Source organism: Streptomyces sp. NPDC001744 (genome assembly GCF_042892575.1).
Taxonomy (GTDB): Bacteria; Actinomycetota; Actinomycetes; order Streptomycetales; family Streptomycetaceae; genus Streptomyces.
This window is the reverse complement of sequence record NZ_JBIAUG010000016.1, coordinates 102,857-124,034: the sequence shown is the minus strand read 5'-3', so window position 1 is coordinate 124,034 and position 21,178 is coordinate 102,857. Positions and strand designations below refer to the sequence as shown.

The 21,178-nt window shown below is 73.1% G+C and carries 17 protein-coding genes, 1 tRNA gene and 2 pseudogenes; 10 read left to right on the top strand and 10 right to left on the bottom strand.

What is annotated here, in order from left to right; all coding sequences use genetic code 11:
* Nucleotides 1–16 precede the first annotated feature (16 nt).
* On the bottom strand, nucleotides 17–730 hold the full coding sequence (locus ACFYZY_RS20050) for a (2Fe-2S)-binding protein (RefSeq protein WP_388695755.1): 714 nt from the start codon (nucleotides 728–730) through the stop codon (nucleotides 17–19).
* A 244-nt stretch (nucleotides 731–974) separates the two neighbouring features.
* On the opposite strand from ACFYZY_RS20050, the gene ACFYZY_RS20045 reads away from it, so the two are divergent.
* Nucleotides 975–1,910 carry a hypothetical protein gene (locus tag ACFYZY_RS20045; protein ID WP_388695752.1) on the top strand — a complete coding sequence of 312 codons (936 nt, stop codon included), beginning with the start codon at nucleotides 975–977 and terminating at the stop codon, nucleotides 1,908–1,910.
* Here ACFYZY_RS20045 and ACFYZY_RS20040 read toward each other — a convergent pair.
* Nucleotides 1,885–3,291: a peptidoglycan DD-metalloendopeptidase family protein gene (locus ACFYZY_RS20040; protein WP_388695750.1), complete on the bottom strand. Its 1,407-nt coding sequence runs from the start codon at nucleotides 3,289–3,291 to the stop codon at nucleotides 1,885–1,887. The genes ACFYZY_RS20045 and ACFYZY_RS20040 overlap by 26 nt on opposite strands.
* A 720-nt stretch (nucleotides 3,292–4,011) precedes the next feature.
* On the bottom strand, nucleotides 4,012–4,437 hold the full coding sequence (gene panD / locus ACFYZY_RS20035; protein WP_388695747.1) for an aspartate 1-decarboxylase: 426 nt from the start codon (nucleotides 4,435–4,437) through the stop codon (nucleotides 4,012–4,014).
* A gap of 647 nt (nucleotides 4,438–5,084) precedes the next feature.
* Here panD and ACFYZY_RS20030 point away from each other — a divergent pair.
* Nucleotides 5,085–5,158: transfer RNA gene (locus ACFYZY_RS20030), tRNA-Met, on the top strand.
* Between the two features lie 147 nt (nucleotides 5,159–5,305).
* On the opposite strand, the gene ACFYZY_RS20025 is transcribed toward ACFYZY_RS20030, so the two are convergent.
* The 3 genes and pseudogenes from ACFYZY_RS20025 to ACFYZY_RS20015 all read right to left on the bottom strand — a co-directional run.
* Complete coding sequence (locus ACFYZY_RS20025; protein ID WP_388695746.1) at nucleotides 5,306–6,142, bottom strand: helix-turn-helix domain-containing protein; 837 nt, start codon at nucleotides 6,140–6,142, stop codon at nucleotides 5,306–5,308.
* Complete coding sequence (locus ACFYZY_RS20020) at nucleotides 6,139–6,546, bottom strand: peptidoglycan-binding protein (RefSeq protein WP_388695881.1); 408 nt, start codon at nucleotides 6,544–6,546, stop codon at nucleotides 6,139–6,141. The genes ACFYZY_RS20025 and ACFYZY_RS20020 overlap by 4 nt, the downstream gene beginning before the upstream one ends.
* Nucleotides 6,547–6,867: 321 nt before the next feature.
* Nucleotides 6,868–7,080, bottom strand: a pseudogene (locus tag ACFYZY_RS20015) (helix-turn-helix domain-containing protein); the annotation flags it as partial.
* Nucleotides 7,081–7,344: 264 nt separating this feature from the next.
* On the opposite strand from ACFYZY_RS20015, the gene ACFYZY_RS20010 reads away from it, so the two are divergent.
* Nucleotides 7,345–7,779 carry a hypothetical protein gene (locus ACFYZY_RS20010; protein ID WP_388695744.1) on the top strand — a complete coding sequence of 145 codons (435 nt, stop codon included), beginning with the start codon at nucleotides 7,345–7,347 and terminating at the stop codon, nucleotides 7,777–7,779.
* A 249-nt stretch (nucleotides 7,780–8,028) separates the two neighbouring features.
* Here ACFYZY_RS20010 and ACFYZY_RS20005 read toward each other — a convergent pair whose 3' ends face one another.
* Together ACFYZY_RS20005 and ACFYZY_RS20000 are read right to left on the bottom strand one after the other, a co-directional pair.
* Entirely contained in the window at nucleotides 8,029–8,340 is a 312-nt protein-coding gene (locus tag ACFYZY_RS20005; RefSeq protein WP_388695741.1) for an NIPSNAP family protein, read from the bottom strand.
* A 174-nt stretch (nucleotides 8,341–8,514) separates the two neighbouring features.
* Complete coding sequence (locus ACFYZY_RS20000; RefSeq protein WP_388695739.1) at nucleotides 8,515–8,949, bottom strand: LysR substrate-binding domain-containing protein; 435 nt, start codon at nucleotides 8,947–8,949, stop codon at nucleotides 8,515–8,517.
* 233 nt (nucleotides 8,950–9,182) lie between these two features.
* Here ACFYZY_RS20000 and ACFYZY_RS19995 point away from each other — a divergent pair, with 233 nt between their 5' ends.
* The 6 genes from ACFYZY_RS19995 (at nucleotide 9,183) to iolE (ending at nucleotide 16,725) form a co-directional block, all read left to right on the top strand.
* Nucleotides 9,183–10,409: a hypothetical protein gene (locus ACFYZY_RS19995; protein ID WP_388695736.1), complete on the top strand. Its 1,227-nt coding sequence runs from the start codon at nucleotides 9,183–9,185 to the stop codon at nucleotides 10,407–10,409.
* Nucleotides 10,410–10,438: 29 nt separating this feature from the next.
* Nucleotides 10,439–10,936: a hypothetical protein gene (locus tag ACFYZY_RS19990; RefSeq protein ID WP_388695735.1), complete on the top strand. Its 498-nt coding sequence runs from the start codon at nucleotides 10,439–10,441 to the stop codon at nucleotides 10,934–10,936.
* A 1,111-nt stretch (nucleotides 10,937–12,047) separates the two neighbouring features.
* A complete protein-coding gene (locus tag ACFYZY_RS19985; protein ID WP_388695732.1) occupies nucleotides 12,048–13,961 on the top strand; it encodes a GMC family oxidoreductase in 1,914 nt (637 codons plus the stop codon).
* Between the two features lie 107 nt (nucleotides 13,962–14,068).
* On the top strand, nucleotides 14,069–15,211 hold the full coding sequence (locus ACFYZY_RS19980) for a ferritin-like protein (protein ID WP_388695730.1): 1,143 nt from the start codon (nucleotides 14,069–14,071) through the stop codon (nucleotides 15,209–15,211).
* Between the two features lie 27 nt (nucleotides 15,212–15,238).
* Nucleotides 15,239–15,808 (top strand): hypothetical protein, encoded by a 570-nt coding sequence (locus tag ACFYZY_RS19975; protein ID WP_388695728.1) that lies wholly within the window; start codon nucleotides 15,239–15,241, stop codon nucleotides 15,806–15,808.
* On the top strand, nucleotides 15,805–16,725 hold the full coding sequence (gene iolE, locus ACFYZY_RS19970; protein ID WP_388695726.1) for a myo-inosose-2 dehydratase: 921 nt from the start codon (nucleotides 15,805–15,807) through the stop codon (nucleotides 16,723–16,725). Before ACFYZY_RS19975 ends, iolE begins: the two co-directional genes overlap by 4 nt.
* A 392-nt stretch (nucleotides 16,726–17,117) precedes the next feature.
* Here iolE and ACFYZY_RS19965 read toward each other — a convergent pair.
* Nucleotides 17,118–17,586, bottom strand: a pseudogene (locus ACFYZY_RS19965) (SDR family oxidoreductase); the annotation flags it as partial.
* Nucleotides 17,586–17,990 (bottom strand): hypothetical protein, encoded by a 405-nt coding sequence (locus ACFYZY_RS19960; RefSeq protein WP_388695724.1) that lies wholly within the window; start codon nucleotides 17,988–17,990, stop codon nucleotides 17,586–17,588. The gene ACFYZY_RS19960 and the pseudogene ACFYZY_RS19965, both read right to left, overlap by 1 nt.
* Before the next feature lie 329 nt (nucleotides 17,991–18,319).
* Here ACFYZY_RS19960 and lanKC point away from each other — a divergent pair, with 329 nt between their 5' ends.
* Entirely contained in the window at nucleotides 18,320–21,001 is a 2,682-nt protein-coding gene (gene lanKC, locus ACFYZY_RS19955) for a class III lanthionine synthetase LanKC (protein WP_388695721.1), read from the top strand.
* The last annotated feature ends 177 nt before the right edge of the window (nucleotides 21,002–21,178 follow it).

Below are 21,178 nucleotides of genomic sequence, written 5' to 3'. Positions count from 1 at the left end.
TTCGGAAAGGGCAACTTTACGGAGCGGGGGGCCGCCCCTCCAAACCCGTGCGGGGAGCGTGGTCGAAGACACAGTCCCCGCAGAGCCCGCCGCCGGGACAGCGGTAGTGGAGACAGCAACTGGCGCGGCGCAACCGGGGGCCCCGGACCGTGCCGGCGAGGTCGGGGTGGTCCAGGAGCCCGGCGACCAGGGCGGCGGCCCGGTCGGCGGCGTCCGGCCGGTCGTGGGCGCGGGCCCAGCGGGTCAGCTCGCGCAGGGCTCCGGCGAGGGCGGAGCCGGCGTTGCCCCAGAGGAGCCGGGGCGATATCCGGCCGTCGCGGCGCAGGGCCGCGTGGAGCGGGACGAGGTGGGCCTCCTGCACGGCCGCGCGGAGGTCGGCCACGGTGGCCGGACGGGTCGCGGAACCGGCCCACCACAGGTCGTCGGGCGAGGTCAGCGCGCCGTCCCAGGACAGGGCCGCGGGCTCGAGGTCCGGGAAACGGCCGTACAGGGCGGCGGGACCGAGGGCGGTGGACCAGAGGCGGGCGGCGAGCCCCAGGTGGGCGACGGAGGCGCCGACGCGCCGTTCGGGGGCGCCGAGCCGGGCGGCGACCCGGTCCACGCGCGCCGTGAGGGGGCCGCCCTCCCCCGCGTACAGCCGGGCGAGCGGGCGGTGCGCCCCGCCGCCCTCCGGCGGTGCGGTCCGCAGGACGAAGAACCCGCCCACCGACCCGCTTTCGACGAGATCCATCCGGCCCCCACGGTCCTGTCGTACCCTCCTCCGCCCCGGGCCCCGACCCGCCCGGAACGGGCCCGGAACCGGGCCGGCGCCCACGGTAGCGCCCCGGACGGACGCGCCGGGGCGCCCTCCGTACCGTCCCCGGCCCGGACGGGCGGGCTTCCCGGCGGCGCCCGGACCGGGCGGTCGCGGCGGACCGTCCGTGAGGGGGCCCGGTACGACGCGTGGCGGGCCGGTCGGAGGGATGGTGGAAGACATGAGTCCCCTCGCGCTGTCCGTGGTCCTGGCCCTGGCCTCCGCGGTCGCCTACGCGGCCGCGGCGGTCGTGCAGGAGCGGGTCGCGGCCTGCGCGGTCCCGCCGCCGCGCCGCCCGGCCTGGTGGGGTTCCGTCCTGCTCAACGGTCTCGGGGCGGCCCTGCACGTCGCCGCCCTCGCGTACGGGCCGCTCAGTCTGGTCCAGCCGCTGGGCGCCCTCACGATCGTGTGCGCGCTGCCCATGGCGGCCCTCTTCGCCGGCCGCCGGGCCTGGCGGGGCGCCCTCACCACCACGGCGGGTCTCGCCGGTCTGCTGAGCCTCACGACCGGCGCCGGGGCGCGGTCCCCCGGGGACGGGCAGCGGTGGCTGCTCACGGGGGCCGCCCTCGGCACGGTGGGCGTCCTCCTCGCGGTCGCGCGCCTGACGGGACGGCCGGTGCCGCGCGGCGTCGCCCTGGCCGCGGCGGCGGGCGTCTCCTTCGGCGCGGCGTCGGTCCTCACCAAGACGGTGGCCGGGGCGTGGACGCCACGGGCGCCGTTCGCCGAATGGACGTCGCTGCTCGTGCTCTCGGCGTTCGCCGTGGGCGGGCTGCTGCTCTCCCAGGCGTCGTACCGGGGCGCGGGCCTCGCCGCCCCGCTCGCCACGCTCACGGTGGTCGATCCGGTGGTCGCCGCGGCGGCGGGCGTGGCCCTGTTCGGCGAGGGCTTCCGCCACGGTACGGCGGGCGCCTCGGGCGCGCTGGTCTGCGGCGGGATCACCGCGTACGGGCTCGTCCTGCTCACCCTCGACCGCGCGGCGCCCGCCCCGGGGGCGGAACCGGGGCGGGCGCCTGCGGCGGGGACGGCCGCCGGAACCGGGGACGGACCCGACGGCCGGGCCGGGGCCGGCGGGGCCGGACCCGACGGCGGGGTCAGAGGGAGACGCCGCGCGCCCTGAGGTAGGCCAGGGGGTCGATGTCGGAGCCGTACCCGGGGCCCGTCCGGATCTCGAAGTGCAGATGCGGTCCCGAACTGTTGCCGGTCGATCCCGAGCGGGCGATGCGCTGGCCGGCGCGCACCCGCTGGCCCTCGCGGACGGAGAGGGCGGAGAGGTGCGCGTACTGGCTGTACCGGCCGTCGTCGTGACGGAGGACGACCTGGTAGCCGTACGCCCCGCCCCACCCGGCGGAGACGACCCGGCCGCCGGCCACCGCCCTGACCGAGGTGCCGGTGGGGACGGGGAAGTCGACGCCGGTGTGGTAGCCGCTGGACCAGGAGGAGCCGGGCTTGCCGTAGCGGGTGCCGGTGCCGGCCGAGACGGGGGCCGAGTAGGCGGCCTCCGGTGCGGCGGCGGGGCGCGGCTTGGCGGCCGGGCGCGGCTTGGCGGCGGGCCGGGGGGCCGGTGCGGCGGCCGGCGGGGAAGCGGGCTTGGCGGCGGGCCGGGCGGGGGGCCGCGCGGTCGGTCCGGCGACCGGTTTCACGGCCGGTCTGGTCACGGGGTGCGCGGTGGCGGGCCGGGGGGCGGGGGCCTTGGGGGGTGTCGCCCGGGGCGGGGCCGTCTTCGCGGACGGCGTGGCCCCGGAGGCCCTCGCCGGGGCCCCGGCCTTTCCGGTCCCCTCGGCCTTTCCGGTCCCCTCGGTCTTCCTCGGCGCGGTGATGCGCAGGGTGAGGCGCTGGCCGGGGTGGATGAGGTCGGGGTCGTCGCCGACGACGGAGCGGTTCGTCTCGTACAGGCGCTTCCAGCCGCCCCGGACGTGCTCCTCGCCGGCGATCTTCGACAGGGAGTCGCCGGGCGTCACCGTGTACATCTCGCGCACGGCGGGGACGGCGGTGGGGCCGGTGTTGCGCGCCGACCGCTCCGGCAAGGCGCGCTGCCCCGGCAGGGAGGCCGTGCTCATCCGGTTCCCGCCGGACGGCTTCCCGGCCGTGGTGGACCGGGGGGAGACGTCGGGCGACGCGCCGCCCCGGGCGAGGCCCGCCCGGGAGCCGCAGGACGGCCACGCACCGGGGCCCTGCTTCTTCAGGACGCGCTCGGCGATCACGATCTGCTGGTCCTTGGAGGCGAGGTCGGCACGCGGCGCGTAGTGCGTGCCGCCGTACTCCTCCCAGGTGGACTGGCTGAACTGGAGGCCGCCGAAGTAGCCGTTCCCGGTGTTGATGTGCCAGCTGGAGGAGGACTCGCAGGACGCGACCTTCTCCCAGACGTTGAGCGAGGCCGCCTGCACCGTGCCCGCGCCGATCAGCGGCAGCGCCACGCCGGCGCCTCCCGCCGTGACGGTGAGCGAGGCGCGGTTGATGCGGCTCGGCTGGTGGCGGCGGTGACGTCCGCGTACGGCCATGGGCCCCCCTTGAACACAGCAACGGCCATTCAAGTTAGGGGCGGCGCACGCTCCGTGACAAGGGTTTCACGCAACCCGGAACTTCTTCCGTCAGCTCCGCGTTGACGTCCGGTCCCCGCGGGCCGGTCCCGGCTGGGGCTGGGGCTCCGGTTCGGGCACGGGGCCGCCGGGCTGCGGGACGGGGGCGGGAGAGGGCTCCGGCGGGACCGGGACCGGGCTGGGGTCCGGCGGGGGCACGGGGTTCGGTACGGGGGGCGGGATGGGCGACGGGGGCACGGGGTCGGGATACGGCTGGGTCATCACGGGCCTCTCGCTCGTCGGGTTCGTCGCCCTTCCAGGGTGACGCGACGGGGCCTCCGGCGCCTGCCGGAACGGGCCCCGGGGCCGGCTTCCGGACCGGTGGCGAACCGGCCGGGCGCCGGCCCCGCCCGCCCGTGATCAGCGCACCCGGGCGGGCGGCGGGGCCGGACTCCCCGCGGGGGCCGCCACAGGTCCGGGGAGGCCGGCGATCCCTTTGTGCCCTCGTGCTCCCGCTCGACGACGGTGCGCACCGCCACCAGGGCGGGGGGGCGGTGTCGAGGAGGAAGCAGCCGACGGCGCCGACGGGGACGCCGCCCTCGAACGCCTCCAGAAGCCCGTTCGCCCGGTCGTCACGGATCCGCGGCTCGGCCGCCGTGCGGCTCTCCCTCGGGCGGCTCCGTACGGGCGGGCCTCCGCGGATCAGCTCCGGGCGGGCACGGCGTGCGGGGGACGGACCGCGTCGCCGCCGGGGACGGGCGCGGACGCGTCGGACCCCAGTTCCACGATGCGGTTCCCGGCGTCGACGTGCACGACGCGCGGCACGAACGTCCGCGCCTCCGCGTCCTCGACCTGCGCGTAGCTGATGAGGATCACGAGGTCGCCGGGGTGCACGAGGTGCGCGGCGGCGCCGTTGATGCCGATGACGCCCGAGCCGCGCTCGCCCTCGATGACGTAGGTCTCCAGACGGGCGCCGTTGTCGATGTCGACGATGTGCACCAGCTCCCCGGGGAGCAGGTCGGCGGCCTCCATCAGGTCCGCGTCGACGGTGACCGACCCGACGTAGTGCAGGTCCGCCTGGGTGACGGTGGCGCGGTGGATCTTGGACTTGAATATCGTTCGTATCATCGAGGCACTCCCGGACATAGGCTCCCTGCCTGCGTTTTTGCAGGTCAAGGGCTGTTTCCATACCTTACAACGAGTCGCATGCCTGGGCAGCCGCCCCCAGGTTTTTCAGGACCCGCGCTGACCACGCGCCGACTTTCCTGACGCATCATCAGGTGACTGAAGGAGAGCTTCACCCGCTCTCGCGACCCCACCGCGACGACTGCACAAGCGTACGCAGCACCCTGCGAACGGCGTCCGTGACCGCCGTCACTCCGACGGCCCGGCCGGTCATCCGGCGGCCCCCGGCTGCCGGCTTCGACCGGAGGCGGTCATCGCTGCGGCCGGCCCGGTCACCGCCCGCCATCGCCGGAGACCTGGGCACGACCGGGAAAGCCGCCCGCGACCGCCTCCCGCACCACGGCCACCTCACCCGGCACTGACCCCCGGCGGGCGCCCGACGGGCACGCCGCGGAGCGCCGGCCCCGCGCGGGAGAGGGGCTCTTCCGGTCCCCACCTTCACGGAAACCGGACAATCGCGTCGTCCCCGGGGCCCGTCTCGACCAGCTGCCGGTTCCAGTGAATCCCGGATCGCGTCGACCCTGCGACTGGGCGGGCCAAGTGACCTGGTCTTGAGCGGTGTCGTGGTGGCGTACAGTTGGGCCTTCCGACGCGGGGTGGAGCAGCTCGGTAGCTCGCTGGGCTCATAACCCAGAGGTCGCAGGTTCAAATCCTGTCCCCGCTACTGAAAGTGGCATGAGGCCCGGATCCTGTGGATCCGGGCCTCATGCGTACGCCCGCGTCTCAAGCCGGCCGTCCGGTTCTCGTCGCCCGAGCCGGCGGGGTCTCCCCTGCCCCGCAGGAGACAAGGCCCGGGGCCGGCGAGGGAGGCTCAGCCGAAGCACTCCGGCTCTCCGCTCGTCGGCAGCAGGCAGACCCGCGCGTTCTGGGCGCCGGGGCCGTCGACGGCGGCCATCGGCGTGGCGATGTACGTCTCCACGCCCTGCCGGCCGGTCGCGGCGAGGTGCTGCGTCCGGCCGTCCGGCATCCGCATCTCCACGCGGTCGCCCGGCCTGAGGCCCGTGGCGCGAACCCACACCGCCCGGCAGAACTCGCCCTGCCGCAGTTCCAGGCGCTGTCCGGCCCTGCCGGTGCGCGCCGCGACGGTGAAGGCCATCCCTGTGCCGCCGCACCCCATCGTCTTCGGGTCCTTGCCCTCGCACGTCACGCCCGTGCAACCGGGATTGCGGATGGCCGGCTCGCCGGCACCCGCAGGCGAGCCGTCACCCCGGGGCACCAGGGCCAGCCCGCCCAGACCGAGCAGCACCACCGCGCCGACGGCGGCGCCCGCAGCCCACCTCCGCCGGCGCCGCCGTACTGGTCCCGCGCTCGCGCGCGCCGGGTGCCGGGCCGGCGGCGGGCCGCTGTCGCGGGAGGCGGGCACCCCCAGGGCGGGCCCGGGCGGCGCGGACCGGCCGCTCCAGACCGCGTCGGCCAGTTCCCACAGCACCAGGAGCCGGCCGGGCGGTTCCCCCGCCATCGCGCACAGCGCCTCGACGGCCTGGCGCGGCACCGGCTTCTTCCCGTTGAGGTAACGCTCCCAGGACGACTTGCTGTACGGCGTGCGCGCGGCGAGCGCGGCCAGGCTCAGCCCGGTGGACTCCCTCAGCTCGCGCAGCGCGGCGGCGAGCCGGCCGCACTCGGTCGCCACGTCGGCCACCGCACTCACCGCCGCAATTCCCGCCAGGTGTTGGGCCCGACGATGCCGTCGACGACGAGACGGCGCTCCTTCTGGAAGCGCTTGACCGCCTCCTTCGTGCGCTCGCTGTACAGCCCGTCGGCCGCTCCCGGGTCAATGCCGTGCTCCCGGAGCAGGCACTGGGTCTCGACCACGTCGAAGCCGGTGCTGTTGATGTCCAGCAGCATCTCCCGCGTGGGGCTGTGCCCCGCGCGCAGCTCGCCGTCTTCCCGGCGCACCTCACAGGCGTACGCCTGCCCCCGCCGGTACCCCGTCGCGGAGGGATCGGTCGCGCCGGAGCCTTCGTTCCGCCACGCACCGGCGACGAGCAGGCCGGCGACGAAGGCAACGGCGACGGCGAGCGCGGCCGGCACGAGCACGCGCCCCAGCGGCACGGGCCGCCTCGTCCACCGGCCGCCCGGGACGCCGTCGGCCGCCCCGTCCGGCGGCGTCCCGTCCCCTACCGCTCCCCTCTCCGGCTCCACCGCCGCGACGCTGTCGAGACCGGCCGGAGCGGTTTCCCCCGCGGGGTCGCTGCCGGACCCGGGGCTCCCGGCCGCAGCGCCGGGGTCCGGAGAGCCGGCCGGTCCGGCGCCCGCTGCGTCCGGGGCAGCCCCGTCCGGAACCCCCGGACTCCTCCGCGGGCCGGTCGGCGCCGGTGCCCCCACCCGATTCCCCACCGCCACCTCGTGAAGCACGACCAGCCGCGTCGCGTCGGTCCCGCACACCCGGGCGAGCTCCTCCACCGCCCGGCGCGGCACCGGCTGCTTGCCGTTGAGGTAGCGCTCCCAGGAAGAGCGGCTGTAGCCGGTGCGCCCCGCGAGCGCGGCCAGGCTCAGCCCACTGTGATCCTTCAACCGACGGAGCTGTACGAGCAGTTGCCGTTCCCGCTCCCCGAGCCCGGTCGGCAATTCCTTCCACCGCGCCATGTCCCGTCCCCCTTCGTTCACTGCGGGGACTCCGGACGCGAGGCAGAGGTTCCCGCCGGGAGCGTCCCACGGCGTAATCCGGACAGTCCGACCGTCCCACCGTCACCGCATGGGACGCGACGTCCCAGCAGGTCGGACCAGAGGACGTCCCACCCTGCCCCATCCCGGGAGCCGTGTCTGGACCCGCCGAACCTGTCGCGGGAAAGTCGTTGCCACGGAAGCCGGGCGCCACCGTCCCGGCCCACCAACGGAGGGAACACGACCATGAACCTGCGCAGGAGCCTCGCGCTCTCCACCGCGACCGTGATGCTCGGCGGCGGTCTCGCCCTGGGCGCCGCTCCCGTCGTCTCCGCCGCTCCCGCGGCCCCGGCCCCGGTCGCCGCCCAGGCGAGCTGGACCAACGTCTGGAACGCCAACATCAGCGCGGACTACCTCAGGAGCCACGGCAGGAAGTGGGTCTCGCAGGGCTACAAGCTGCCCCGCGGCACCAACATGGCGCGCGGCGTCTTCACCTGCTGGGGCGGCGGCAACGCCACGCTCAGGGTGCTGATCCTGGACACCGGCAAGTCCGTCACCAAGCAGCACCGGTGCAACGGCCAGAAGCACTACGCGACCGTCGCGTACAGGCGCGGCCAGACCGTCAAGCTCGTCCTCAACGGCTCGAAGAACACCCGCCTGGAGGCATGGGCCGGCCGCTGACCCGACTGAGGTGCGGTAGACGGCAGTCACACGGGGGGTGGCCCGTTCCCGGCCCACGTACGGGAACGGGCCACAGGTGTCACATGCGGGGATCCCGCACGGCTGGGGGCCGGCTGTCGCGTGGCGCGCGGACCATCCGGTCCCGCGCCTGCTGTTCGCCGCGACGCGTCACACCGAGACCGCGAAGCCGACGGTTACGGCCGTCATCACGGCACTGCGCGCGGCGGCGCGCCAAGGGTTCCCGGAGGTTCAGGACAGGCCGTCGAGCGGCCGGAGGAAGCGGCGCTCGTACCGCTTGATGCAGCGGGTGTCACGCGCCAGCCGGAACGCCTCCTGGCACTCGGGGTCGGACATGCTGTCCGTGCGGTACCGCTCGTACGCGGCCAGGCTGGGAAACGAGAAGAGGGCGTAGGCGATGTCGCTGTCGCCCTCGCTCGGCAGGAAGTAGCCGTGGTGCGTCCCGCCGAAACGGTTGACGAGCCGGACCCAGCGCCGGCCGTACTCCTCGAAATCCTCGAGCTTGTCGGCGTCGATCTCGTACTTCAGGTGAATGGTGACCATGCCCGCATGATGCCGTGTGACGCCGGTCCCAGGTCGACGGTGAGGCCCGGAGCGGCCGGTCAATGGCGATCTGCCACCGTGGGCCGCCCGGTGTTCCTCCCGCCCACCGCCGGACGCCGGGAGGGACGGCGGCCGGGTCCCGCACCCGGAGCGGCCGCGACCCGCGGCGTGGGGTCAGTCCTCGGACCGGCTTCCGTCCCGGACGGTCCCCCGGTCCCGTACCGGGGCCACGTGTCCGGCAGCCGCCACTACGGCCGCGACGAGCGGTTCCGTGCGGTTCTCCCTCAGCCAGGCGAGGCCCGCCGTCGACGGGGGCAGGTCCGTGACCTCGACGTAGCGGATGCCGGGGCGCGGGAAGAAGTCGCGCGCGGCGGCCGGCAGGAAGCACATGCCCCTGTCCTGGGCCACGAGGTGCAGAAGGCCCTCCAGGTCCGAGGCGACGGGTCCGTAGCGGACCGGGGTGCCGTCGGGTCGCGGGTCGGCGGCCCAGAAGTCCCACCAGAGCCGTGGCACCTGCGGCGGGACGTCGATCACCGGGTGGCGGGCCAGCTCGGCGAGGGTGATCCGGTCGCGGTCCACGAGCGGGTCGCTCCCGGTCGCGACGGCCATCACGGGTGGGGCTTCATCCCCGCCGTCGACGTGTGGACGTCGGCCGATCCCTGGCCCGGCATGACGGAGTGCAACATCCCGTAGGCCGCCGGAAGCCGTCCGCCCGGCCCGCTCCGGTGGAGTCCCTCGCGTCCCGCCGGGGACTCCGCGCCGCCGTCCCGTCGCCCTCGTCCGCCCACCTCTTCCGAGACCCGGGCAGCCCGCTCCCCCACCAAGCGAGGACTTCTCACGCCATGTTCCGCACCGCCAGGAACTCCCGCACCACCGCTCGCCGTACGCCTCGGCGCCTGCTCGCCGCGACCGCGGCCCTCCTCTCCCTCTCCTTCACCGGCGCGGCGCTCCCGCACTCCGTCGCGGCCGCGACGGAACCGGCGGGCGCCCCCGTGTCGGTCACGCCCGCGGGCCCCCAGGTGCCCGCGGGGGTCACGGCGGGCGTGGCCGTGTTCGACCGGCAGACCGGAACGTTCACCGAACAGCTCGCCCCGGCCGCCACGTTCCGCTCCGCGTCGGTCGTCAAACTCCTGATCGCCCTCGACTTCCTGTGGAACCGCAGCCCCGACACCATCCCGGTCGCCGACCGTACGCGGCTGGACGCCATGCTCCGCAGCAGTCAGGACGCCGCCGCCAACCACTACTGGTCGGCCTACGGCGGGCCGGCGATCGTCGAGCGCATGGTCACGCGGCTCGGACTCACCGACACCGCTCCCCCACCGGCGACCCACGAGGGGTACTGGGGCTACACGGCCATGTCGGCCCGCGACATCGTGAAGACCTACCGGCACATCCTGGAGTCCGCTCCCGCGCCGGTCCGGGACTTCGTCATGGAGCGTCTGCGCCGGTCGACCCGGTGCGCGTCGGACTCCTTCGACCAGCATTTCGGCATCGCCGCCGCGTTCGACCGCCCGTGGGCCGTGAAGCAGGGCTGGTCGGGGAGGTACGCGAACGGGAGCTGCGGCTCCGTGAGCGCCCCTGCGGCTCGTGGCACCGACGCCTCGGGTCCCGCGCCCGCCGGCGCGGGTGGGGTGAGCGTCGACCTGGACCGGCCGGCGCTGCACACGACCGGCACCGTCGGGGCGGGTGACCGTTCGATCGTGGCCGTCCTCACCCTGCACCCGGACGGCACGTCGTACGGGAAGGCGTACACCGACCTCGGCCGGCTGACCCGTTCCCTGAACGTTCCCGGCGGAACGGCGCCGAAGGGGAAGTGGTACGGGACGTGGGGGCAGGACGTCGCCGTCCGGAGGGAACCGGCCGTCGGGGACAACCTGCTGACCCGGCTCCCGGCCGGCGTGGAGGTGCTGGTGGGCTGCCAGAAGAAGGGACAGCTCGTCTCCGTCCCGCCGTACACCAACGACTGGTGGGCGTATCTGCCGCAGTACGGGGGCTACGTCACCAACATCTACATCAGCCATCCGGACGACCAGTTGCCGGACGTACCGCTGTGCACGGGTCAGAAGTGAACCCGGGCATCCCCGGAGAAGGAGTGACGATGTCGCGTACCTGGCGTTCCGCCCTCGGTGTGGCCGGTGCCCTCCTGTGGGCGCTGGTGTCCGCCTTCGCGGCGGGCCCGGCCCGGGCGGCGGCCTCGGACGGGCCTCGCGAGAGCGGCGGCCACACCGTGGTCATGCCACCGGCGCCCCGGGGCGAGGGACCGTCCTCGCGTGCCGTGGCGGCCGTGTCACCGACGATCTCGCCCTGGGCGAACTACGCGCACACGACGTCGGGCAGCCCCGTCACGTGCGCGCCGGGGAATCTCTGCACCGGGGTCTGGGACCCGGTGGTGGGCAAGTACAAGGTCTTCTTCCTCTACCGGTGCCAGCAGTACTCCCTGTCCCACTGGAACGGCGTGGGCCAGGTGGTGAACAACCAGGTCGGCGCCGCCGCGTTCTTCTACGGCCAGAACGGCCAGGTGCTGGACGTCGTCCTGCCGGAGCCCACGCCGTTCACGTACGACTGGACGCCCGTGTGGTCCATCCGGAACTGCTGAGCGGCGCGCGTCGACACCGTTCGGGAACCGGGTGCTCCGCCCGGTGGCCGTGGTCGCCTTCGGCGGCCCCGGCCACCGGGCAGCCTGCGCGACCACCCGGGGCGGTCCGGCTCCGGCGCGCACACGGCGTGCGTGAAGGAGTTCGAACGGAAGGGAGTGGGGACCGCGTCCCGCACGCGTCCAGCGCTGCCGGGCCCACGCGACCCGGGGCCGAGCATCGTCCGGCACTCGTGATCGCAGGCGTCGCGGAACCGAAGACCTGAAAACCTGAAGAGCGGACGGCACGCGGACGGTCTCGACCTCTACGGGCAGCATGAAGAACCGGCAAGCACACGCAGCGCTCGGCGCCGCTCTGCCGGCTTCACGTCGGCCCGGCACCGCCCGCCGGTCGGCCGATCGAGGAGCGGGCTCCCGGCGGCACCCGTGCCCGCGACGGGAGTCGCGTCGGCCCCGCAGGTGGGCCTCTCGGACTCGCACGACGTCCCGTTCCACCTTCGCCAGGTGCGGGCGGCCCGCACGCTCCAGTAACACCGGACCCGCCGGCACCGGCGAGCCGACGATCGGGCCTGGAGATCACGATCCGCGACCGGAGCGTTGCCCCATCGGCGAGCCGTTCTCCACCCCACGCGTCAGCACGGGGTGGAGAACGGCTCGCTGATTACGCCCGAACGATGGGTTTGCCGACAAGATCCCCGGCGCGACGGCACGGAACGACAGCGACATATGCAAGCCTCGTGCCGAGGCCCTTCCCATGATCCCCGGTGGACCGGCGAGCGGCGTCGGACGCGGCCCATCCCACAGCCGAGGGTGGTCCTCGTACACGACGTACGCGAACGATCCGACAGCGCGGCGAGCGGCCGCGGTCGGCGCCGGGACCCGCCGGGGACGACGGGAAGCCTCAGCGGTTCATCGGTGGGCGCCGCGATGCTCGCTCGCCTCGGTTCTCCGGCTCGACATCGGGTTCCGAGCCGGTTCTCTCTCGCCGGCGGCAGCGGCCGACCTCCGACAGTCATGCGCTCACCATCCGTCCTGACGGCTGGTGGGATCCGTCACCGGGCTGTTCTGCCCGTCATCGGGGTGAGGCCACCCCCAGACGCGACAAGGGGCATCAATGACGTCTTACGACGATACGGAAGCGGTGATCTTCCCGGCCGGGGCCGCGACGCGGACCAGCGCCGCGGAGGCCGCGGGAGAGGAGTGGGACGCCGTTGTCGTCGGTGGCGGCATGGCGGGTTCCATCGTCGCCGAGCAGCTGAGCCAGGCGGGCTACAAGGTGCTGATCCTCGAAGCCGGCCCCGGCAAGGACCTGGACCTCGCCGAGTACGAGTCGTACCTGTCGCGGTTCTACGGCGCGATCGTCAAGGACAACCAGTCTCCGTACCCGTTCAACCCGAACGCCCGGATGCCCAGGAGCACCGACACCATGCCGGTGGGTCCGGAGACGCCCCCGGACGCCTTCTACCTCGTGCAGGAGGACAAGTACTGCACGGACACCACCTTCACCCGGGTCCTCGGCGGCACCTCCATGCACTGGGAGGGGAAGGCGCTGCGCATGCTTCCCGAGGACTTCGACCTGCGGACCAGGTACGGCCAGGGCCTGAACTGGCCGCTCGGCTACGACGACCTGGAGCCCTACTACCGGCAGGCCGAGGCCGAACTGGGCGTGGCCGCCGAAGTCGAGGACCAGGCGTACCTGGGAATGCGCTTCCCCGAGGGATACGTGTTCCCGATGCACCGCATGCCGCCGTCCTATCTCGACCAGGTGGTCGCCCGGGGCGTGGACGGCATGCGGGTCAACCTGGCGGACAACGATTACACCCTCCGGGTACGGAGCTTTCCGCAGGCCCGTAACGGCGTGCCGAACGCCGCTTACGACGGCGGCAAGGGCTTCGTCCCGGTCGGCGCGGTGAGCACGAGCCAGGTGGAGGAGGGCGAGCGCTGCCAGGGCAACACCAACTGCGTCCCGATCTGCCCCGTGCAGGCCAAGTACCACGCGGGAAAGACGCTGGCCAAGGCGCTCCGCAAGGGGAACGTCAAGATCGTGACGCAGGCCGTCGCGTCCAAGGTCGAGATCGACGAGCAGAACCGACGGGTGACCGGGATCACCGTCAAGAACTACCGGTCGCTCGACTCCGACAGCTACGACACGTACACGGTGAAGGGCACCGTCTACGTCCTCTGCGCGCACGCCATCGAGAACGCCCGGCTCATGCTGGCCTCCGACATGCAGCGCATGAGCCGCAGCAAACTGATCGGCCGCAACCTGATGGACCACGCGTACCTGCTGTCCTGGGGTCTGCTGCCCGAGCCGGCCGGCACCATGCGGGGCACGTCCTGCACGAGCGGGATCACCGACCTGCGCGGCGGGCGGTTCCGCAGGACCCAGGCCGGATTCGGCGTGGACATCCACAACGACGGCTGGGGGTGGGCGACCGGCTCGCCCTACACGGACCTGGTCGAACTCGTCGACAAGCAGGGTCTGCGCGGGCCGGAGTTGCGCAGGACGCTCGGGAACCGGATCTCCCGGCAGCTCCTGCTGGCCTTCATGATCGACCTGCTGCCCGACAGGAACAACGCGGTCACCGTGGACGACCGGTACAAGGACGCCCTCGGCAACGTGAAACCGGTCGTGTCGCTCACGATCCCGCCCTACACCATGCGGGGCGCCGCGTTCGCCCGCAAGCTCGCGAAGGACATCTTCGAGAAGCTCGGCGCCGAGGACTGGACCACGTACGACAAGGACCGCCACAGCGCCGTCGAGCACGAGGGCCAGTGGTACAACATCGTGGGCGGCAACCACCTCGCGGGCACCCACATCATGGGAACCGACCCGGCGAACTCGGTGGTCGACCACACCCAGCAGTCGTGGGACCACGACAACCTCTACCTGGTCGGGCCCGGCAGCCTGCCCTCGATCGGGACTTCCAACATCAGCCTGACCATGGCGGCGCTCGCCTTCCGCAGTTCGGCCCACATCGTCAAGCAGCTGCGTGCCGCGAAGGCGCCGGCCGTCGTCCGCGGCTGAACGGCTTGCGGATCGGCGGGCCGGACGCGACACCGTCCACAGTCACCGCCACCGCCACCGCCACCGCCACCGCCACCGCCACCGCCACCGCCCACGATTGGGGGAACATGTCCGTTTCAGAATCAGCGCCGCCCCGGGGCTCCCGGATCCAGACCATCGAGGAGCTGCACGAGTACCTGTACAAGGGGCTCCAGTTGGAGCATGCGACGCTCCCGCCCTACCTGACCGCGCTCTACTCGCTGCATCCGGGGAAGAACTCGGATGCCTGGCACGTCATCAGGGTCGTGGCCGTCGAGGAGATGCTGCACCTCACCCTGGTCGCGAACGTCATGAACGCCGTGGGCGGGACGCCGGACCTCACCAAGCCGAACTTCGTGCCGAACTATCCGACGCGCCTGCCGTGCGGTCCCGACTACTTCGAGGTGCACCTCCGGCCGTTCTCGCGCGAGGCTCTCGACACGTTCCTGAAGATCGAGAAGCCCGCACAGGCGGACACCGAGGAAGACAGGTTCGTACCGATGGACTGGGCGGCCCTCGGGCTGGCGCCCCACGGCGCGGCACCGCCTCCGGAGGAACTGGCGGAACTCGAGGAGTCCGGGACGATCCTCGGCCTCGTCCCCGGAGACCCCTCCCAGCGTTTCTCGAGCATCGGCGAGTTCTACGAGGAGATCGTCCGGGGCATCAACCACCTGGAGGACCAGGCCCGTACGGCGGGGAAGACGATCTTCACCGGCGATCCCGCTCGCCAGGTGTCTCCCGAGTACTTCTACTCCGGTGGCGGCGACGTGATCGAGGTGACCGGCCGCGACACCGCGGTCGCGGCGCTCACCCTCGTCGCGGAGCAGGGAGAAGGGCTGTACGGCGGCATCTTCGACAGCCAGGACGAAATCGCCCACTACTACAGGTTCCAGCAACTGAACAAGGGAAGGTACTACCAGAAGGGCGACAGCCCGGGCGAGCCCTCCGGCCCGGATCTGAACGTCGACTGGGATGCCGTCTATCCGGTGAAGCCGGACATCAAGCTGGCGGACCTCGCGGGAGACCCGCAGGTCCTGGCGGCGGCCGAGGAATTCAACCAGTTCTACGCCTCCTTCCTGGCCACCATCAATCTGGCCTACAACGGCCGGCCCGACCTTCTGCTGAAGGCGGTTTGGGAGATGTTCCGCATGCGCGACGGCATGAACCGGCTCATCCGCAACCCGCTCACAGGGCATCCGGGGAAGAACGCCGGACCGACATTCGAGATCTAGACCGTCACCGTCGAAGGAGGAGGCATCGTGACGCAAGGAACAACCGCGGAAGAGAAGCTGCGCGAATTCGTGAAGTTCTCTGCCACCGTGACCGGGTTCAGCGAATTCGACCTGTGGGGAACCGGTCAGGCAGAGGTGTACTACGAGACGGTCGTGAGTCAAGAAGGGGCGGATGCGCTCCAGAAGGCGATGACTTCCGATCCCTGCGCCCTTCCCGCCGATCCGGTCGTGAAGAGCGTCATCAAACTCTGGTACGTCGGCGTCTGGTACGGCCCGGAACTGACGGGACGCATGGACGTGGCGGCCTGGACGGCGCCCGGGCGGAGCGGAGCGAAGCCCGCCGTCCCGGACGACAGCATGCCCGAGGGAAGCCGGTCCTGGCCGACCGTGCCCGGACAACAGCGGGCCGGGGAGGACCGCGCGCACGGCGGAGACGGAAGCGAACCCCCGTTCGTCGTCTCCCCCGACGCCTACACCGAGGGGCTGCTGTGGCGGGCGATCGGCGCGCACCCGTCCGGCGCGAAGGCGCCGGGCTACGGGTCGTGGGCCCAGCCGCCCGTGTTCGAGGACTCCCACGAGCAAGAGGAGAAAGCGTGACGACCGGCACCGTTCCGAACCTGGGCCGCGACAAGGTGTCCCTCGGCGTCACGCCGACACTGTGGTGGAACGACGACTTTCCGCTGATCGACATCGGGATCCCGTTCGAGCAGTGCGTGAGCGAGATGGCGCTCGCGGGATTCCAGGGCTGCAGCATCGGTCACAAGTACCCGACCGATCCCGCCGTGCTCAAGAAGGCGCTCGACCTGCGCGGCCTGAAGGTGTCCGAGCCCTGGGTGAGCACCTACTTCACGGTCGGAGAGAAAGAGCGGACCGTCGAGAATTTCAAGAGGCAGCTGGATTTCCTGGAGAAAGTGGGCGGCCAGGACATCGTGGTCGCCGAATTCGGGCGGTCGTCTCACCTGCAGCCCGTCCCGGTCTTCAAGCACCGCCCCGAGTTCACCCACCACGAATGGGAACTGCTCACCGGCGGGCTCAACGAGATCGGCGAGCTGGCCGCGGCCAAGGGGATGCGGCTCTGTTACCACCATCACATGGGTACCGGTGTGCAGACGGCCGAGGACATCGACAGGCTGATGGCGGGCACCGACCCCGAGCACGTGCATCTGCTGTTCGACACCGGGCATCTCCAGTTCGCGGGCGGCGACCCGCTCAAGACCGTGGAGAAACACCAGCGGCGGATCAAGCACGTTCACCTCAAGAACGTCCGCCAACCCGTGGCCGAAAAGGTGAAGAGCGACCGCCTGTCCTTCCAGGAGGGGATCCTGCAGGGCGTCTTCACCGTGCCCGGAGACCCGGAAGGTTCGATCGAATTCGAGCCCGTCCTCTCGGTACTGGGGAGAGCCGGCTACGAGGGATGGCTGGTCGTCGAGGCCGAACAGGACCCGGCGACGGCATGCCCGCTGAAGTACGCCAGGATGGCCCACGATTACCTCACCGGGGTCCTGGGCTGGTGACGACGGGGGTACGCGGCATCCGCCCCGGCTCCCTCATGTCCGCCGTCGGCCAAAGCCCGGGGCCGTTCCTTCGCCGCAGTTCTTCGATCGCCGCGTGCGGGTAACGAAGCCTGTTCCACCCCGGCGGCCGGGCGAGCCGGTCGGGCCGGCAGGCAGGTGAAGCACCTGGGGGACGGGTTCCGTCCAAGGAATCCGTCTCCGGAGGAGAGCCGGCCTCTCAGGGGCGAACCGGCGGGCGAACCGGGGGGCGACGGAGTCCTTCACCGGGCCTTGTCCGGGCCTCCCGGTCCCGCAGGAGGGCCCGGGAGGCCCGGGAAGGCGATCGCGGCCCAGGAGGTCGCTTCGCGGTGGGCCCGCTGCCGCCGACGGGGAGTGCCTGTCCGGCGCCGTGATCAGTGGACGGTGAAGCCGCCGTCGACGGGGAGTGCCGTTCCGACGACGAATCCGGCGCCGGAGCTGCACAAGCCACAGGGCGGCTGCCACGACCTCCTCCGCCCGCCCCCGTCGCCCGATGGACTGTTCCTCGATGATCCCGGCCATGGCCTCGGCCTGGTTCACGACCATGTCGGCGACCATCGGCGTGTCGATGACACCGGGGCATACGGCGTTGACGCGGATGCCCCGGGGCGCGTACTCGACCGCGGCGCTGCGGGTCAGACCGATGACGCCGTGCTCGGAGGCGTGGCAGGCCGCGCGCTCGGGCAGTCCGACGAGTCCGCCCGGGGACGGACAGTTGACGAGGGCGCCGCTGTCCTGCTCCCGCACCTGCCGCGGCTCGTGCTTCATCGCCGCCAGGACGCCGCGCAGGTCGACGGCGTTCACCCGGTCGAAGGAATCGGCCGTCTCGTCGGCGACGCCCGTCACCGCCGATCCGGGCCCCCGCCCTTCCGCAGGAGCCATTCCCGGACCGAAGGAGCTTGGTCAAGGAGCCGCCTGACCCGCATCCCCTCTTCGCGTGAGGTCACCTTCGGCAACGGGGTGAAGTCGTCGGGGATCGCATCCAGCAGGCTCAGCACGCGGTCGCCCGTACGCAGGGTAATCAGCAGCTCCCACCGCACGTGTCGTGGAACGTCCGGGCGGTGGGACAGGCTGTGCCACAGGACCGGCCACAGGTAGTGGGTGCCGTCGGGCGCCGCGTTCGCTCGCACCCAGGCCGGATCCAGCCGCTGGTTCAGGCCGAGGTCGCACGCCCGCTCCTCCAGCCCGATCAACGAGGCCGAGTCGACGGCTTTCAGCTCACGGGGCAACGGCTGCTCGAAGTCCATCGCCCCATGCTGCCGGACGGTGCCCCACGACGAGGAGCCGACCCCGAAGCGTCGTTCCGTCAGGAGTTCTCAGCCGATTACGGCCGGAACCGCACACGAGGAGCACGTCTGCCGAGGCCCCTCTTCCCCCATCGGCGAATGCGGCGAGGACGCCGACCGCCTCGTGGGGCGCGCGACGGGCGCGCGAGGGATCCGCAGGCCGTCCCGGAGATGCTCTCACTTGCCACCGGTCGCATGCCGCCGCCCCAACCGCCCCCGTACCTGCCGGTCCCGGCGTCCGGCGCGCGGGACCGTGGGGGCGGCCCACCACCACTCGGGGAGGAGATCCCGTGCTCGAAGGCTTCGGCGAGGCGCTCGCGGACCGGGAGTACTACCTGCCGCTGCCCAGCGTGGCCGACCCCGGGCCGCGTTTCGCTCCCGGTGAGGTGCCGCCGGGCCTGCGCGGCGCCGACCGGGGCATCTGGACGTTCTGGCCCGGTCCGCGCGCCGGGCTCGCCGGGCAGGGCTGGAAGATCCACGTGTCGGCGCGGCTCGACCGGGCGCAGCACGTGCTCGACGCGGTCGCCGGGATCTGCTTCTCCGAAGGCGTGCCGTTCAAGCACCTCAGCGCCCGGCTCTTCTTCCTGTTCCTCCACCACAAGCACGCCGCGCGGGCCCAGGCGGGCAAGTTCTGCGCCGTCTACCCGCCGGACACGGCGACCGCCCGCCGGCTCCTCGAACGCCTGCGTGACGCGCTCGACGGGGAGGAGGGGCCGTACGTCCTCACCGACCGGCGCTTCCGCGACTCGCGGACGGTCCACTACCGCTACGGCTCCTTCGACGGCGCCCGCAGCCGGCTGCGGGCCGACGGCACCCGGGAAGGGGTGGTCCGCGACGGGTCCGGCCGCGAGGTCGTGGACGCGCGGCTGCCCGTCTTCCACCTGCCCGCGGGGATCACGGACCCCTTCGTCGAGCAGGAGGAGCGGCCGCACGAGGGCCCGATCCTGATCCGCGACTACGAGGTGACCCGCGCGGTACGCCTGAGCAACGCCGGCGGCGCCTACCTGGCCCGCGACCGGCGGACCGGCCGCACCGTCTTCCTCAAGGAGGCCCGCGCCCACAACGGCCTGGTCTTCGACGGGACCGACGCGCGGCAACGGCTGCGGCACGAGTACGACGTGCTGCGCGAGCTGCACGCGACCGCCCCGGGGGTCGGCCCGGAACCGCTGGACCACTTCACGGAGTGGGAGCACGACTTCCTCGTCACCGAGTACGTCGCGGGGGAACCGCTGGTGGGCTGGCTGAGCCGGTCCTCCCCGCTGGCCCGCGCCGACCGCACCGCCGCGTCCGTCGCCGCGTACTACGGGGCGTGCCGGCACCTCCTCGCCGGGCTGGACGCCTCGCTCGGGCGGCTGCACGCCGCCGGTCACCGGTTCGGCGACCTCAGCCTGGGCAACGTCCTGGTCACGCCGTCGGGCGGGATCCGGCTGGTGGACTTCGAGGCGGCCTCGGCACTGTCCGAGGCCCCGTCCGGGATGGGCACCCCGGGGTTCACACCGCCGCCCGGCCTGCGCCGGACCCACACCGACCCGCTGCTGCGGGACCGGTACGGCGCGGCGGCGGTCGCGCTCGCCTTCCTGGCCCCGTTCCACGAGATCGCCGAGCACGCGCCCGCCAACCTCGCGCTGCTGCGCCGCGACCTGGCGGACGTGGCTCCGCCGCAGGACCTGTGGCGGCGGGCGACCGCCTTCCACGCGGCGGAACACCCGGCGGAGGGCCGGGCACGGGACGGGAACGGTCCCGGTCGACCGCCCTCCCCCGCCGAGCTGGACGCCGATCCGCGCGGCTGTCTCGCCCGGTTCGCCGGGGAGGTGGCCGAGGGCCTCCTCGGGACGGCCGACGCCGACCGGCCGGAATGGGCCTTCCCGCCCTCGCCGGAGGCGTTCCGGACCAACAACGTGTGCCTGGCCTACGGCACGGCCGGGGTGGTGCACTCCCTGCACCGTGCCGGGGTCGCGGTGCCGGAGGAGATCCGCGAACGGCTGCGGCGCGACACGCTGGCGCTGCGCGGCGCGCTGCCGCCCGGACTGCTCGTCGGCTCGGCCGGCATCGCCCGGGTGCTGGCCGGCCTCGGCCTGCCGGACGAGGCCGTCGACCTGCTCCGGGACGCCGACGGCCATCCGCTCACCGCCTCCTGCGGCACGCTGGCGGGCGGACGGGCCGGGGTCGGTCTGGGCTGGCTCGCCCTGCACCGGCTGACCGGCGAGAGCGGTCACCTGGAGCGGGCCGCCGCGGCGGGGGAACACCTGCTGCGCGCCCCCGACCTGCCGGCCACCCTCGGCGAGCACGACGCCCGCGGCCTGCTGCACGGCCGTTCGGGGGTCGCCCTCTTCCTCCACCGTCTGGCCCGCGAGACGGGTGAGGCCCGCTTCCTGGAGGCGGGCCGCCTGCTGCTCCACCAGGAGCTGGACCGGACCTTCCCGCTGGACGACGGCGCCCTGTCCCTCTCCGACGACGCGCGGTTCACCCGTGCCATGCCGTACCTGGCCACGGGCGCGGCCGGTCTCGCGACGGTGCTCACCCGCTACGTGGCCACCGCGCCGGACGAGCGCTGCGCCGCGGCGCTGCCCCGGCTGGTCACCGGCATCCGGGTCTCCCGCGCCACGAAGGAAGTCGGCCTGTACCGGGGCCTTGCCGGGCTGGCCTGGTTCCTGACCGGGCACGCCGAACTCACCGGCACGGACGCCGCCCGCGAGGACGCGGTGCGCGCCGCGACCGGCCTGCTGAAGTACGCCGTCCCGTACCGGCGCGGCGTCCGCTTCCTCGGAGCGGGGTCGCAGCGGTTCACCGCCGACCTGTCCAGCGGCGGGGCCGGTGTCCTGCTGGTCCTGCGCCGCTTGCTGGCCGGCCCGCTCCTGACGGGCCCCCGTACGTGCGCCCACCCGGCTCCCGGCGGCCGCCCGACGGCATCGGACGGCCCCCATGAACCCCTCGGCACGGTGGCGGACGCCTCCGCGCCGGGGTCGCAGTGACCGACCGTACGGCCCGTACAGAAAACCGTACGACCCCTACAGGAAAGAGGAGATCATCCATGAGCCAGATCCTCGCGCTCCAGTCCCTCGACACCGAGCAGGAGGCCGACGCCCTCTTCCCCTGCTTCAGCGTCGCCTGGAGCATCAGCGACATCTTCCCCGAGCCGATGTGACGGG

Coding starts and splice junctions, on each gene's coding strand:
- ACFYZY_RS20050 (WP_388695755.1), bottom strand. CDS start 730: ATGGATCTCGTCGAAAGCGGGTCGGTGGGCGGGTTCTTCGTCCTGCGG.
- ACFYZY_RS20045 (WP_388695752.1), top strand. CDS start 975: ATGAGTCCCCTCGCGCTGTCCGTGGTCCTGGCCCTGGCCTCCGCGGTC.
- ACFYZY_RS20040 (WP_388695750.1), bottom strand. CDS start 3,291: ATGGCCGTACGCGGACGTCACCGCCGCCACCAGCCGAGCCGCATCAAC.
- panD (WP_388695747.1), bottom strand. CDS start 4,437: ATGATACGAACGATATTCAAGTCCAAGATCCACCGCGCCACCGTCACC.
- ACFYZY_RS20010 (WP_388695744.1), top strand. CDS start 7,345: ATGAACCTGCGCAGGAGCCTCGCGCTCTCCACCGCGACCGTGATGCTC.
- ACFYZY_RS20005 (WP_388695741.1), bottom strand. CDS start 8,340: ATGGTCACCATTCACCTGAAGTACGAGATCGACGCCGACAAGCTCGAG.
- ACFYZY_RS20000 (WP_388695739.1), bottom strand. CDS start 8,949: ATGGCCGTCGCGACCGGGAGCGACCCGCTCGTGGACCGCGACCGGATC.
- ACFYZY_RS19995 (WP_388695736.1), top strand. CDS start 9,183: ATGTTCCGCACCGCCAGGAACTCCCGCACCACCGCTCGCCGTACGCCT.
- ACFYZY_RS19990 (WP_388695735.1), top strand. CDS start 10,439: ATGTCGCGTACCTGGCGTTCCGCCCTCGGTGTGGCCGGTGCCCTCCTG.
- ACFYZY_RS19985 (WP_388695732.1), top strand. CDS start 12,048: ATGACGTCTTACGACGATACGGAAGCGGTGATCTTCCCGGCCGGGGCC.
- ACFYZY_RS19980 (WP_388695730.1), top strand. CDS start 14,069: ATGTCCGTTTCAGAATCAGCGCCGCCCCGGGGCTCCCGGATCCAGACC.
- ACFYZY_RS19960 (WP_388695724.1), bottom strand. CDS start 17,990: ATGGACTTCGAGCAGCCGTTGCCCCGTGAGCTGAAAGCCGTCGACTCG.